Genomic DNA, 11,998 nt, shown 5'->3' on the forward strand with positions numbered 1-11,998 from the left:
CTCGCATCCAGCGGTCAGAAATTGTCGGGGGACTTGGCCTTCTCGCGCGCCGCCTCGCGACCGATCAGCCCCCGGGCCACCAGGTCCTTGAGGCACATGTCGAGGGTCTGCATGCCCAGCGCGCCGCCGGTCTGGATCGACGAGTACATCTGCGCCACCTTGTCCTCGCGGATCAGGTTGCGGATGGCCGGGGTGCCGATCATGATTTCGTGCGCCGCCACCCGGCCACCGCCGATCTTCTTCAGCAGGGTCTGGGAGATCACCGCCTGCAGCGATTCGGAGAGCATGGAGCGGACCATGGATTTCTCCTCGGCCGGGAACACGTCCACCACCCGGTCGATGGTCTTGGCCGCCGAGGTGGTGTGCAGGGTGCCGAACACCAGGTGGCCGGTCTCGGCCGCGGTCAGCGCCAGGCGGATGGTCTCCAGGTCGCGCATCTCGCCCACCAGGATGATGTCCGGGTCTTCACGCAGGGCCGAGCGCAGGGCGTTGGAGAAGCCCAGGGTGTCGCGGTGCACCTCGCGCTGGTTGACCAGGCACTTCTTCGACTCGTGGACGAATTCGATCGGGTCCTCGATGGTGAGGATGTGGTGGTGTTTGTTGTTGTTCAGGTAGTCGATCATCGCTGCCAGCGTGGTGGACTTGCCCGAACCGGTGGGGCCGGTGACCAGCACCAGGCCGCGGGGCACATCGGTAATCTTTCGAAACACATCGCCCATGCCCAGGTCTTCCATGGTCAGCACCTTGGAGGGGATGGTACGGAACACTGCGCCAGCGCCGCGGTTCTGGTTGAAGGCGTTGACCCGGAAGCGTGCCACGCCAGGCACTTCGAAGGAGAAGTCAGTCTCCAGGTACTCCTCGAAGTCCTTGCGCTGCTTGTCGTTCATGATGTCGTAGATCAGCTCGTGGACCTGCTTGTGATCCAGTGCTGGCAAATTGATTCTGCGTACATCACCATCGACCCGGATCATTGGCGGCAGCCCGGCGGACAGGTGCAGGTCGGAAGCGCCTTGCTTGGCGCTGAAAGCCAGCAATTCAGTAATGTCCATGAGACTCCCCAAAAACAGACAAGCAGGTAGAATGCCCCGGACCCCAAGACCCGCTGGCACAAATTAATGTCCACGATAGCAGACAACGTTTTACGGGTAAGCGCCCGAATCGACGCCGCCGCACAGGCCGTGCAGCGCGACCCTGCGGGCATCGGCCTGCTGGCGGTCAGCAAGACCAAGCCGGCCGAGGCCGTTCGCGAGGCGTTCGCCGCCGGAATCAGCGAATTCGGCGAAAATTACCTGCAGGAAGCCCTGGGCAAACAGGCGCAATTGACCGACCTGCCCTTGACTTGGCATTTCATCGGCCCCATTCAGTCGAACAAGACTCGTGCCATTGCCGAGCACTTCGCCTGGGTACATTCCGTGGACCGCCTGAAAATCGCCCAACGCCTGTCCGAGCAACGCCCGGCCGACCTGCCACCGCTGAACATCTGCATCCAGGTCAACGTCAGTGGCGAGGCCAGCAAGTCCGGCTGCACCGCTGCGGACCTGCCGGCGCTGGCCCAGGCCATTGCCGCCCTGCCGCGGCTGAAGCTGCGCGGCCTGATGGCGATTCCCGAACCTACCGAGGACCGTGCCGAGCAAGACGCGGCCTTCGCCACCGTGCGCAGCCTGCAGGCGAGCCTGAACCTGCCACTGGACACTTTATCCATGGGCATGAGCCACGACCTGGAAGCCGCCGTTGCACAAGGCGCCACCTGGGTGCGTATCGGCACTGCCCTGTTCGGCGCCCGCGACTATGGCCAGCAGCCCTAGCGCGGGTACCCCCGCAACCTCTCAAGGACCTGACATGAGCAAGACTCGTATTGCGTTTATCGGCGCCGGCAACATGGCCGCCAGCCTGATCGGCGGCCTGCGCGCCCAAGGCCTGGAAGCACAGCAGATCCGCGCCAGCGACCCGGGCGAAGAGACCCGCGCGCGCATCAGCGCCGAGCACGGCATCGAAACCTTCGCCGACAACGGCCAAGCCGTGGCAGGCGCCGACGTGGTGGTGCTGGCGGTCAAGCCGCAGGCCATGAAGGCCGTGTGCGAGGCCCTGCGCCCCAGCCTTGCGCCCAACCAGGTGGTGGTTTCCATCGCCGCCGGCATCACCTGCGCCAGCATGACCCAGTGGCTGGGCCAGCAGCCCATCGTGCGTTGCATGCCCAACACCCCGGCGCTGCTGCGCCAGGGCGTCAGCGGCCTGTACGCCACCGCACAGGTCACGGAGCAGCAACGCCAACAGGCCGAGGCACTGCTGTCGGCCGTGGGCATCGCCCTGTGGCTGGACGACGAACAGCAACTAGACGCCGTCACCGCCGTCTCGGGCAGCGGCCCGGCGTACTTCTTCCTGCTGATCGAAGCCATGACCGCCGCCGGCGAGAAGCTTGGCCTGCCACGCGAGACCGCTGCCAAACTGACCCTGCAGACCGCCCTGGGCGCCGCCCACATGGCGGTTTCCAGCGACGTCGACGCCGCCGAACTGCGCCGCCGCGTCACCTCGCCGGCCGGCACTACCGAAGCTGCAATCAAATCGTTCCAGGCCGGTGGTTTCGAAGCCCTGGTGGAAAAGGCGCTGGGCGCCGCTGCACACCGCTCGGCCGAAATGGCCGAACAACTGGGCAAGTAAGGAGCCGACATGATCGGATTGAACACCGCAGGTATCTACATCATTCAAACCGTCGGCAGCCTGTACCTGCTGATCGTGCTGTTGCGCTTCGTGCTGCAACTGGTGCGCGCCGACTTCTACAACCCGCTGAGCCAGTTCGCGGTGCGCGCCACCCAGCCGCTGCTCAAGCCTATCCGCCGCATCGTGCCCAGCCTGTTCGGGCTGGACATGTCGTCGCTGCTGCTGGCCATCGTTATCCAGCTGATCGTCATGGGCCTGACGCTGCTGCTGGCCTACGGCACCACCGGCAACCCGCTGCAGCTGCTGATCTGGTCGATCATTGGCGTCACCGCGCTGTTCCTGAAGATCTTCTTCTACGCCCTGATCATCAGCGTGATCCTCTCGTGGGTTGCGCCGGGCAGCCACAACCCGGGCGCCGAGCTGGTCAACCAGATCTGCGAACCGGCCCTGGCGCCGTTCCGCCGCATCCTGCCCAACCTGGGCGGCCTGGACATCTCGCCGATCCTGGCGTTCATGGTGCTCAAGCTGCTGGACATGCTGGTGATCAACAACCTCGCCGCCATGACCATGATGCCAAGCATCCTGCGTATGCTGATCTGACCCGTTGGGACGCGGCCTTTGGCCGCTGCTACAGGCCTTGTAGCAGCGGCCGCAGGCCGCGTCACCGGCGCCGCTTGCCGCTGGGTGCGGGGGTCTTTAGACTTACGCCTCATTTATGCGAGAGCAGGGTCGATGTCCACTGTCTTCCCCGAAGATTCCGTCGGTTTAGTCACACCGCAAATAGCCCACTTCAGCGAACCCCTGGCCCTTGCCTGTGGCCGCGCGCTGAACGCCTACGACCTCATCTACGAAACCTACGGCCAGCTCAACGCCGCCGCCAGCAACGCGATCCTCATCTGCCACGCGCTGTCGGGGCACCATCATGCCGCCGGCTACCACTCGGCCGCTGACCGCAAGCCCGGCTGGTGGGACAGCTGCATCGGCCCCGGCAAGCCGATCGACACCAACAAGTTCTTCGTGGTGAGCCTCAACAACCTCGGCGGTTGCAACGGCTCCACCGGCCCCAGCAGCATCAACCCGGACACCGGCAAGCCGTTTGGCGCCGATTTCCCGGTGCTGACCGTGGAAGACTGGGTGCACAGCCAGGCGCGCCTGGCCGACTACCTGGGCATCCACCAGTGGGCCGCCGTAGTCGGTGGCAGCCTGGGCGGCATGCAGGCCCAGCAGTGGACCATCACCTACCCCGACCGCGTGCGCCATTGCGTGGCCATCGCCTCGGCGCCCAAGCTGTCGGCGCAGAACATCGCCTTCAACGAAGTGGCGCGCCAGGCCATCCTCACCGACCCCGAGTTCCACGGCGGTTCGTTCCAGGAAGCCGGGGTCATCCCCAAGCGCGGGCTGATGCTGGCGCGCATGGTGGGCCACATCACCTACCTGTCGGACGACTCCATGGGCGAGAAATTCGGCCGGGGCCTGAAGAGCGAGAAGCTCAACTACGACTTCCACAGCGTGGAATTCCAGGTGGAAAGCTACCTGCGCTACCAGGGCGAAGAGTTCTCCGGGCGTTTCGACGCCAACACCTACCTGCTGATGACCAAGGCGCTGGACTACTTCGACCCGGCCGCCCAGCACGGCGACGACCTGGCCGAGACCTTCAAGCACGCCACGGCCGATTTCTGCGTGATGTCGTTCACCACCGACTGGCGCTTCTCCCCGGCCCGTTCGCGGGAGATCGTCGACGCGCTGATGGCCGCGCGCAAGAACGTCTGCTACCTGGAGATCGACGCCCCGCAAGGCCATGACGCCTTCCTGATCCCGATCCCGCGCTACCTGCAGGCCTTCACCCGCTACATGAACCGAATTGCGATCTGAGGAAGCCATGAGAGCCGATCTTGAAATCATCCAGGACTGGATTCCGGCCGGCAGCCGCGTGCTCGACCTCGGTTGCGGCGACGGTGAACTGCTGGCCTGGCTGCGCGACAACAAGCAGGTGACCGGCTACGGCCTGGAAATCGACGCCGCCAACATCAACGAGTGCGTGCGCAAGGGCATCAACGTCATCGAGCAGGACCTGGACAAGGGCCTGGGCAACTTCGCCAGCAACAGCTTCGACGTGGTGGTGATGACGCAGGCGCTGCAGGCCGTGGAATACCCCGACCGCATCCTCGACGAGATGCTGCGCGTGGGCCGCCAGTGCATCATCACCTTCCCCAACTTCGGCCACTGGCGCTGCCGCTGGTACCTGGCCCGCAACGGCCGCATGCCGGTGTCGGAATTCCTGCCGTATACCTGGTACAACACGCCGAACATCCACTTCTGCACCTTCGAGGACTTCGAGGAGCTGTGCCGCGAGCGCAGCGCCCAGGTCCTCGACCGTCTGGCGGTAGACCACCAGCACAGGCATGGCTGGGCGAGCAAACTGTGGCCTAATCTGTTGGGTGAAATCGGCATCTACCGGGTCAACAGCCCGGGCCTGCAGGAGCATCGCCTGGCGGTGTGACCTGCCCACCCACGGAGATCGATCATGCGCCAGCTCGCCCTGCTCCTGCTTACCTGCTGCCTCGCCCTGCCGGCCTTCGCCGCCGATGCGGCCAGGGACAACCGCCAGGAACAGTTCGGCGAGCTGACGGTGCATTACAATGCGATCACCTCCAGCATCCTCCAGCCGGGCATCGCCAAGGCTGCAGGGCTGCTGCGCGGCAAAAACCTGGGCGTGCTCAACGTGGCACTGGAAAAGGCCGGCAAGTCCTTCCCCGCCGCCATCAGCGGCACCGTCAGCGGGCCGGGCGGCAAGAAAGAGCAGCTGACCTTCACCCAGGTAACCGAACAGGGCGCCGTGTCCTACGTTACACAGTTCCAGATTCCGCAGGACGCGACCTATACCTTTGACCTGAGCGTCAAGGCGGCCGGTGACGAACACCGCCTGACCTTCGACCAAGAACTCTTCCCGGGCGACTCATGAACTTCACGCAACTCGTGCTGGCCAGCCACAACGCCGGCAAACTCAAGGAACTCCAGGCCATGCTGGGCGGCAGCGTGCAGCTGCGCTCGGTGGGCGAATTCAGCCAGGTAGAGCCGGAAGAGACCGGCCTGTCGTTCGTCGAGAACGCCATCCTCAAGGCCCGCAACGCCTCGCGCCTGTCCGGCCTGCCAGCCCTGGCCGACGACTCGGGCCTGGCGGTGGACTTCCTCGGCGGTGCGCCAGGCATCTACTCGGCGCGCTACGCCGACGGCCAGGGCGACGCGGCCAACAACGCCAAGCTGCTGGACGCCCTGAAGGAGGTGCCGGACGCCGAGCGCGGCGCGCAGTTCGTCTGCGTGCTGGCCCTGGTGCGCCACGCCGATGACCCGCTGCCGATTTTGTGCGAAGGCCTGTGGCACGGGCGCATCCTGCACGCCGCCAGCGGCGACCACGGCTTTGGCTACGACCCGCTGTTCTGGGTGCCCGAGCGCGACTGCTCGAGCGCCGAGCTGAGCCCGGTGGAAAAAAACCAGCTGAGCCACCGCGCCCGCGCCATGGCCATCCTGCGTCAACGCCTGGGCCTTGCATGACCACCACCACGCTGTTTGCCGGTGAGGATGGTTTTTCCTCGGTAGCACCGCGGGCGCCGTTGCCCGTGCTGCCGCCCCTGGCCCTGTACATCCATATCCCGTGGTGCGTGCGCAAATGCCCGTACTGCGACTTCAACTCCCACGCTGCCAGCCCGGAGCTGCCGGAAGAAGAGTACGTGGACGCGCTGCTGGCCGACCTGGACATCGACCTGCCGGCCGCCTACGGGCGCCCCCTGAGCTCGATCTTCTTCGGTGGTGGCACGCCCAGCCTGTTCAGCGCCAAGGCGCTGGGGCGGCTGCTGGAAGGCGTGGAGCAGCGCATTCCGTTCGCGCCCGACATCGAGATCACCCTGGAAGCCAACCCGGGCACCTTCGAGCAGGAGAAATTCCGCGCCTACCGGCAGCTGGGTATCAACCGCCTGTCCATCGGCATCCAGAGCTTCCAGGCCAGCAAGCTGGAAGCCCTGGGGCGCATCCACAACGGCGACGAGGCCATCCGCGCTGCCGACATGGCGCGCCAGGCCGGGTTCGACAACTTCAACCTGGACCTGATGCACGGCCTGCCCGACCAGTCCCTGGAAGAAGCGCTGGACGACCTGCGCCAGGCCATCGCGCTGAAACCCACGCACCTGTCCTGGTACCAGCTGACCCTGGAGCCCAACACGGTGTTCTGGAACCAGCCGCCGGTGCTGCCCGAGGACGATACCCTGTGGGACATCCAGGAAGCCGGCCAGGCACTGCTGGCCGAGCACGGTTACGGCCAGTATGAAGTGTCGGCCTACGCCCAGCCGGGCAAGGCCGCGCGGCACAACCTGAACTACTGGAGCTTCGGTGATTTCATCGGCATCGGCGCCGGTGCCCACGGCAAGCTCAGCCACCCGGACGGGCGCATCGTGCGCACCTGGAAGACCCGGCTGCCCAAGGACTACCTGAACCCGGCCAAGCCGTTCCAGGCCGGCGAGAAGCTGCTGGCGCTGGATGAGCTGCCGTTCGAGTTCCTGATGAACGCCCTGCGCCTGACTGCCGGCGTGGAAGCGCAGCTGTACCCGCAACGCACCGGCCTGACCCTGGAAAGCCTGGACGAGGGGCGCCGGCAGGCCGAACAAAAAGGCCTTTTGCAGGTCGAACCGTCGCGCCTGGTCGCCACGCCCCAAGGCCAGCTGTTCCTCAACGACCTGCTGCAGTACTTCTTGACCTAAGGATTGACCATGGAATTAGTGTTGAACCTGTTGGCTACGGCGTCCCGCTGGAGCCGTGGCAACCTGTCGGAAATCGCCCTGGCGCTGGTGGGCTGCCTGCTGGTGCTGTTCGGTGCGGACATCAAGGCCTGGCTGGACGCCCGCCTGGGGGGTATCGCCGGCGCATTGCGCGTACCGGTGATGGCGCTGGTGTGCTGCATCGGCAGCGGCGCGGCGCTGATCTATGCCACGCCGTGGGTGGTGAAGGGGTTGAGCCAGTTCAACAACTACAGCCTGGCGCCGGTGCTGTTGGTGGTGCTGGTGATACTGGGCGTAGTCGCCGACCGCAAATAACCAAACCCCGTAGCAGCGGCCCCAGGCCGCGTCCGACGCAACACCGAGTTGATGCCGGACGCGGCCTGTGGCCGCTGCTACGGGGGGTATCAGTCGAGCTTTTCGAACTTCAGGTCCCACACACCATGGCCCAGGCGCTCACCGCGGCGCTCGAACTTGGTGATCGGCCGCTCGGCCGGGCGTGGCACGCACTTGCCGTCTTCGGCCAGGTTGCGATACCCAGGCGCCACGTTCATCACTTCCAGCATGTACTCGGCATAGGGCTCCCAGTCGGTGGCCATGTGCAGCACACCCCCTACCTTCAGCTTGCTGCGTACCAGTTCGGCGAACGCCGGCTGCACGATGCGGCGCTTGTGGTGGCGGCTCTTGTGCCATGGGTCCGGGAAGAACAGCATCAGGCGGTCCAGGCTGTTGTCGGCGATGCAGCGCTTGAGCACTTCGATGGCGTCGGTGTCGTACACGCGCAGGTTCTTCAGGCCCTGGGTGAGCACGCCGTTGAGCAGTGCACCCACGCCCGGACGGTGTACTTCAATGCCGATGAAGTCCTGGTCGGGCGCCGCAGCGGCCATTTCCAGCAGCGAGTGGCCCATGCCGAAGCCGATTTCCACGGTGCGCGGGGCACTGCGGCCAAACACCTGGTCGTAGTCCACCGGCGCGTCGGCCAGGGGCAGCACGAACAGTGGCGCGCCCTGGTCCAGGCCACGCTGCTGGCCTTCGGTCATGCGCCCGGCGCGCATCACGAAGCTCTTGATGGCGCGGTGTTGGCGCTGCTCGCCCTCGCCCTGCACGTCGTCGTTTTCCGGGGTCGGGGTATCTTGCGGTTCAGTCATGGTGGCTCTTACTTGATCAGACCATCCAGCGGCGAAGATGCGCTGGCATAGAGTTTTTTCGGCATGCGGCCGGCCAGGTAGGCCATGCGCCCGGCGACGATGGCGTGCTTCATGGCACCGGCCATCATGATCGGGTCCTGGGCGTGGGCGATGGCCGAGTTCATCAACACGGCCTCGCAGCCCAGTTCCATGGCGATGGTGGCGTCGGAGGCGGTGCCCACGCCGGCGTCGACCAGTACCGGCACCTTGGCTTCTTCCAGGATGATCTGCAGGTTGTAGGGGTTGCAGATGCCCAGGCCGGTGCCGATCAGGCCGGCCAGCGGCATCACGGCGATGCAGCCGATCTCGGCCAGCTGGCGGGCGATGATCGGGTCATCGCTGGTGTACACCATCACGTCGAAACCGTCCTTGACCAGCACTTCGGCGGCCTTGATGGTTTCAATCACGTTGGGGAACAGGGTTTTCTGGTCGGCCAGCACTTCCAGCTTCACCAGGTTGTGGCCGTCGAGCAGCTCACGGGCCAGGCGGCAGGTGCGCACCGCTTCCACGGCGTCGTAGCAGCCGGCGGTGTTCGGCAGGATGGTGTAGCGGTCCGGCGGCAGCACGTCCAGCAGGTTTGGCTCGCCAGGGTTCTGGCCGATGTTGGTGCGGCGCACCGCCACGGTGACGATCTCGGCCCCCGAGGCTTCGATGGCCAGGCGGGTTTCTTCCAGGTCGCGGTACTTGCCGGTGCCTACCAGCAGACGCGATTCGAAGGTGCGGCCAGCCAGGATGAAGGGCTTGTCGGTACGCGGATTGCTCATCGTCGTTCCTCTCGGGGGTTGAAGGGGCGGTGGAAGGCGGCGGCAGTCAGCCGCCACCGATGGCGTGCACCACTTCGACCTGGTCGCCTTCGCGCAGGGCAGTGGCTTCGTGCTGGCTGCGCGGCACGATATCCAGGTTCAGTTCCACCGCGACCCGGCGGCCGGTCAGCTCCAGGCGGGTCAACAGCGCCGCGACGGTCTCGCCGTCGGGCAATTCAAAGGATTCACCGTTCAACTGAATGTGCATGCAGGCAGCAGCCATCATTTCAAAGGGGCTGGCATTCTAGCCCGTTCGCCGCTGGCGACCAACACAAACGCGGCCCATTCGTCTCACGCCTTGCCCAGGTTCCAGGCAGCCATGCCCAGGCAGGCCCAGCCGACCAGGAATGCCAGGCCACCGAATGGGGTGATCACGCCGAACACGCGCACGCCGCTGAGCGTCAGCAGGTAGAGGCTGCCGGAGAACAGCACGATACCGATGCAGAACATCACCCCGGCGGCGTTCACCAGGCGGCTGGGCACCTGCACGCTGAGCACGGCCACGGCCAGCAGCGCCAGGGCGTGAATGAGTTGATAGTTGACCCCGGTGTGGAACACCGCCAGGTAGTCGCTGCTCAAACGATCCTTGAGGCCATGGGCGGCGAACGCGCCTAGCCCTACCCCGGTGAATCCGAAAAAGGCAGCCAGCATGAGAAATTGTCGCAGCATCCAGGAACTCCGGTTCGTTGGCACAGGGTCTGTATAATGGCCCGCTCAATGCGCCCGGCCAAGTCATCCATGCTCAATTCCGTGTTCACCCTGCTGCGTAAAGTGGCGATCTGGTTCGTCGTCGGCAGCGTCCTGCTGGTGGTGCTGTTTCGCTTCGTGCCGCCGCCCGGGACCATGCTGATGGTGGAGCGCAAGGTCGAGTCCTGGACGGATGGCGAGCCCATCGACCTGCAGCGCAGCTGGCGCTCCTACGACGAAATCTCCGACTCGCTGAAAATCGCCGTCATCGCCGGCGAAGACCAGCGCTTCGCCCAGCACTGGGGCTTTGATTTCGACGCCATGCAGGCGGCCTTCCTGCACAACGAGCGAGGTGGCTCCATTCGCGGCGCCAGCACCCTCAGCCAGCAGGTGTCGAAGAACCTGTTCCTGTGGTCGGGCCGCAGCTACTTCCGCAAGGCGCTGGAGGCCTGGTTCACCGCGCTGATCGAGACGTTCTGGTCCAAGCAGCGGATTCTCGAGGTGTACCTCAACAGCGTGGAATGGGACGACGGCGTATTCGGTGCCGAGGCGGCTGCCCGCCACCACTTCGGCGTCGGCGCCGGCAGCCTGTCCACCCAGCAGGCCAGCCTGCTGGCCGCCGTGCTGCCCAACCCGCGCGTGTGGAGCGCCAGCCACCCGAGCACCTACGTGGCCCGCCGCGCCGGCTGGATTCGCACGCAGATGGGGCAGCTGGGCGGTTCGGCCTACCTGACCGACCTCAACCATTCGCGCAGTGCTACGCCTTGGGCGATGTGACCGCGGACGCGGCCTTTGGCGGATGGCCGCCCCGCCGCTGTTACATCCTGTGGGAGCTGGCTTGCCAGCGAGCTGTTGGGGCCATAAAAGCTCGCTGGCAAGCCAGCTCCCACAAGACAGTTGCTGCTACAAGACGCGATCCGTAGCAGCGGCCGCCAGGCCGCGTCATCTTCGCCCACAAAAAAAGCCCCGGCACATGGCCGGGGCTTTTTGGTTCAGCGGGTGAATCAGGCTGCGATCGAGATCTTCAGCTTGTTCATCGCGCTCTTTTCGAGCTGGCGGATACGCTCCGCCGACACGTTGTACTTCTCGGCCAGCTCGTGCAGCGTGGCCTTTTCCTCGGCCAGCCAGCGCTGGTAGAGGATGTCACGGCTGCGGTCGTCCAGCACTTCCAGGGCCTCGTGCAGGTTGCTGTTGGAGTTGTCGCTCCAGTCGGCATCCTCCAGCTGACGCGCCGGATCGTAGCGGTGGTCTTCCAGGTAGTTGGCCGGCGACTGGAAGGCGCTGTCGTCGTCCGCTTCCGCGGCCGGGTCGAAGGCCATGTCATGGCCGGTCAGGCGGCTTTCCATCTCGCGCACTTCACGCGGCTCCACGCCCAGGCTTTCGGCCACGCGGTGGACTTCCTCGTTGTTCAACCAGGCCAGGCGCTTCTTCTGGCTGCGCAGGTTGAAGAACAACTTGCGCTGGGCCTTGGTGGTAGCCACCTTGACGATGCGCCAGTTGCGCAGGATGAACTCGTGGATTTCCGCCTTGATCCAGTGCACGGCAAAGGACACCAGGCGTACGCCCATTTCCGGGTTGAAGCGCTTCACGGCCTTCATCAGGCCGACGTTACCTTCCTGGATCAGGTCGGCCTGTGCCAGGCCGTACCCCGAATAGCTGCGTGCGATGTGCACGACGAAACGCAGGTGGGCGAGCACCATCTGCCGAGCCGCCCCAAGATCCTGCTCATAGTAGAGACTCTCGGCCAGTTCACGCTCCTGCTCCGGCGTCAGCAATGGAATGCTGTTCACCGTGTGCACATAGGCTTCCAGGTTCTGACCCGGGACCAAGGCATACGCAGGTTGCAAAGAAGTGGTCATACGAAAAAACCTCCGACTCACGAATTTGTGCATTAAAG

The 11,998-nt window shown here is 65.1% G+C and carries 16 protein-coding genes; 10 read left to right on the forward strand and 6 right to left on the reverse strand.

The genetic code is table 11. The annotated features are described in order from the left end of the window. Positions 1-14 precede the first annotated feature (14 nt). Positions 15-1,049, reverse strand: a complete 1,035-nt coding sequence (locus AC0J42_RS29105) for a type IV pilus twitching motility protein PilT (RefSeq protein ID WP_416427347.1) — start codon at positions 1,047-1,049, stop codon at positions 15-17. Positions 1,050-1,115: 66 nt separating this feature from the next. Here AC0J42_RS29105 and AC0J42_RS29110 point away from each other — a divergent pair, with 66 nt between their 5' ends. From AC0J42_RS29110 to AC0J42_RS29150, 9 genes are all read left to right on the forward strand, one after another. Next, positions 1,116-1,805, forward strand: coding sequence for a YggS family pyridoxal phosphate-dependent enzyme (locus tag AC0J42_RS29110; protein WP_416427349.1), 690 nt, complete (start codon positions 1,116-1,118; stop codon positions 1,803-1,805). Between the two features lie 34 nt (positions 1,806-1,839). Next, on the forward strand, positions 1,840-2,658 hold the full coding sequence (gene proC, locus AC0J42_RS29115) for a pyrroline-5-carboxylate reductase (protein ID WP_416427350.1): 819 nt from the start codon (positions 1,840-1,842) through the stop codon (positions 2,656-2,658). A gap of 9 nt (positions 2,659-2,667) precedes the next feature. After that, positions 2,668-3,258, forward strand: a complete 591-nt coding sequence (locus tag AC0J42_RS29120; protein WP_473004770.1) for a YggT family protein — start codon at positions 2,668-2,670, stop codon at positions 3,256-3,258. A gap of 132 nt (positions 3,259-3,390) precedes the next feature. Beyond that, complete coding sequence (metX, locus tag AC0J42_RS29125) at positions 3,391-4,530, forward strand: homoserine O-succinyltransferase MetX (protein ID WP_416427352.1); 1,140 nt, start codon at positions 3,391-3,393, stop codon at positions 4,528-4,530. Positions 4,531-4,537: 7 nt separating this feature from the next. Then, on the forward strand, positions 4,538-5,158 hold the full coding sequence (gene metW / locus AC0J42_RS29130) for a methionine biosynthesis protein MetW (RefSeq protein ID WP_416427353.1): 621 nt from the start codon (positions 4,538-4,540) through the stop codon (positions 5,156-5,158). Between the two features lie 24 nt (positions 5,159-5,182). Continuing rightward, on the forward strand, positions 5,183-5,620 hold the full coding sequence (locus AC0J42_RS29135) for a DUF4426 domain-containing protein (RefSeq protein ID WP_416427354.1): 438 nt from the start codon (positions 5,183-5,185) through the stop codon (positions 5,618-5,620). Further along, positions 5,617-6,210: an RdgB/HAM1 family non-canonical purine NTP pyrophosphatase gene (gene rdgB / locus AC0J42_RS29140; RefSeq protein WP_473004771.1), complete on the forward strand. Its 594-nt coding sequence runs from the start codon at positions 5,617-5,619 to the stop codon at positions 6,208-6,210. Before AC0J42_RS29135 ends, rdgB begins: the two co-directional genes overlap by 4 nt. Next, a complete protein-coding gene (hemW, locus tag AC0J42_RS29145) occupies positions 6,207-7,409 on the forward strand; it encodes a radical SAM family heme chaperone HemW (RefSeq protein WP_473004772.1) in 1,203 nt (400 codons plus the stop codon). The genes rdgB and hemW overlap by 4 nt, the downstream gene beginning before the upstream one ends. Positions 7,410-7,418: 9 nt before the next feature. Beyond that, entirely contained in the window at positions 7,419-7,742 is a 324-nt protein-coding gene (locus AC0J42_RS29150) for a DUF3392 domain-containing protein (protein WP_416427358.1), read from the forward strand. Positions 7,743-7,831: 89 nt separating this feature from the next. Here the strand turns inward: AC0J42_RS29150 and trmB are convergent, their stop codons facing one another. The 4 genes from trmB to AC0J42_RS29170 all read right to left on the reverse strand — a co-directional run bounded on the left by trmB (position 7,832) and on the right by AC0J42_RS29170 (position 10,083). Further along, positions 7,832-8,479 (reverse strand): tRNA (guanosine(46)-N7)-methyltransferase TrmB, encoded by a 648-nt coding sequence (gene trmB / locus AC0J42_RS29155; protein WP_416427490.1) that lies wholly within the window; start codon positions 8,477-8,479, stop codon positions 7,832-7,834. A gap of 101 nt (positions 8,480-8,580) precedes the next feature. Beyond that, a complete protein-coding gene (locus AC0J42_RS29160) occupies positions 8,581-9,375 on the reverse strand; it encodes a thiazole synthase (RefSeq protein ID WP_027980163.1) in 795 nt (264 codons plus the stop codon). Positions 9,376-9,421: 46 nt separating this feature from the next. Continuing rightward, positions 9,422-9,622: a sulfur carrier protein ThiS gene (gene thiS, locus AC0J42_RS29165; protein ID WP_416427360.1), complete on the reverse strand. Its 201-nt coding sequence runs from the start codon at positions 9,620-9,622 to the stop codon at positions 9,422-9,424. A gap of 83 nt (positions 9,623-9,705) precedes the next feature. Then, positions 9,706-10,083, reverse strand: a complete 378-nt coding sequence (locus AC0J42_RS29170; protein WP_416427361.1) for a DUF423 domain-containing protein — start codon at positions 10,081-10,083, stop codon at positions 9,706-9,708. A gap of 69 nt (positions 10,084-10,152) precedes the next feature. Between AC0J42_RS29170 and mtgA the strand changes: the two genes are divergently transcribed. After that, positions 10,153-10,878: a monofunctional biosynthetic peptidoglycan transglycosylase gene (mtgA, locus tag AC0J42_RS29175; protein WP_416427492.1), complete on the forward strand. Its 726-nt coding sequence runs from the start codon at positions 10,153-10,155 to the stop codon at positions 10,876-10,878. A 227-nt stretch (positions 10,879-11,105) separates the two neighbouring features. On the opposite strand, the gene rpoH is transcribed toward mtgA, so the two are convergent. After that, positions 11,106-11,960 carry an RNA polymerase sigma factor RpoH gene (gene rpoH, locus AC0J42_RS29180; protein WP_473004774.1) on the reverse strand — a complete coding sequence of 285 codons (855 nt, stop codon included), beginning with the start codon at positions 11,958-11,960 and terminating at the stop codon, positions 11,106-11,108. Positions 11,961-11,998 lie beyond the last annotated feature (38 nt).

It is taken from the genome of Pseudomonas sp. Tav-5-1A (assembly GCF_055755055.1).

Bases quoted from the DNA above. Each gene is read 5' to 3' on its own strand.
- proC (WP_416427350.1), top strand. From the start codon at position 1,840: ATGAGCAAGACTCGTATTGCGTTTATCGGCGCCGGCAACATGGCCGCC.
- rdgB (WP_473004771.1), top strand. From the start codon at position 5,617: ATGAACTTCACGCAACTCGTGCTGGCCAGCCACAACGCCGGCAAACTC.
- thiS (WP_416427360.1), bottom strand. From the start codon at position 9,622: ATGCACATTCAGTTGAACGGTGAATCCTTTGAATTGCCCGACGGCGAG.
- mtgA (WP_416427492.1), top strand. From the start codon at position 10,153: ATGCTCAATTCCGTGTTCACCCTGCTGCGTAAAGTGGCGATCTGGTTC.
- AC0J42_RS29150 (WP_416427358.1), top strand. From the start codon at position 7,419: ATGGAATTAGTGTTGAACCTGTTGGCTACGGCGTCCCGCTGGAGCCGT.
- trmB (WP_416427490.1), bottom strand. From the start codon at position 8,479: ATGCGCGCCGGGCGCATGACCGAAGGCCAGCAGCGTGGCCTGGACCAG.
- AC0J42_RS29135 (WP_416427354.1), top strand. From the start codon at position 5,183: ATGCGCCAGCTCGCCCTGCTCCTGCTTACCTGCTGCCTCGCCCTGCCG.
- metW (WP_416427353.1), top strand. From the start codon at position 4,538: ATGAGAGCCGATCTTGAAATCATCCAGGACTGGATTCCGGCCGGCAGC.
- metX (WP_416427352.1), top strand. From the start codon at position 3,391: ATGTCCACTGTCTTCCCCGAAGATTCCGTCGGTTTAGTCACACCGCAA.
- rpoH (WP_473004774.1), bottom strand. From the start codon at position 11,960: ATGACCACTTCTTTGCAACCTGCGTATGCCTTGGTCCCGGGTCAGAAC.
- AC0J42_RS29120 (WP_473004770.1), top strand. From the start codon at position 2,668: ATGATCGGATTGAACACCGCAGGTATCTACATCATTCAAACCGTCGGC.
- AC0J42_RS29170 (WP_416427361.1), bottom strand. From the start codon at position 10,083: ATGCTGCGACAATTTCTCATGCTGGCTGCCTTTTTCGGATTCACCGGG.
- AC0J42_RS29160 (WP_027980163.1), bottom strand. From the start codon at position 9,375: ATGAGCAATCCGCGTACCGACAAGCCCTTCATCCTGGCTGGCCGCACC.
- AC0J42_RS29110 (WP_416427349.1), top strand. From the start codon at position 1,116: ATGTCCACGATAGCAGACAACGTTTTACGGGTAAGCGCCCGAATCGAC.
- hemW (WP_473004772.1), top strand. From the start codon at position 6,207: ATGACCACCACCACGCTGTTTGCCGGTGAGGATGGTTTTTCCTCGGTA.
- AC0J42_RS29105 (WP_416427347.1), bottom strand. From the start codon at position 1,049: ATGGACATTACTGAATTGCTGGCTTTCAGCGCCAAGCAAGGCGCTTCC.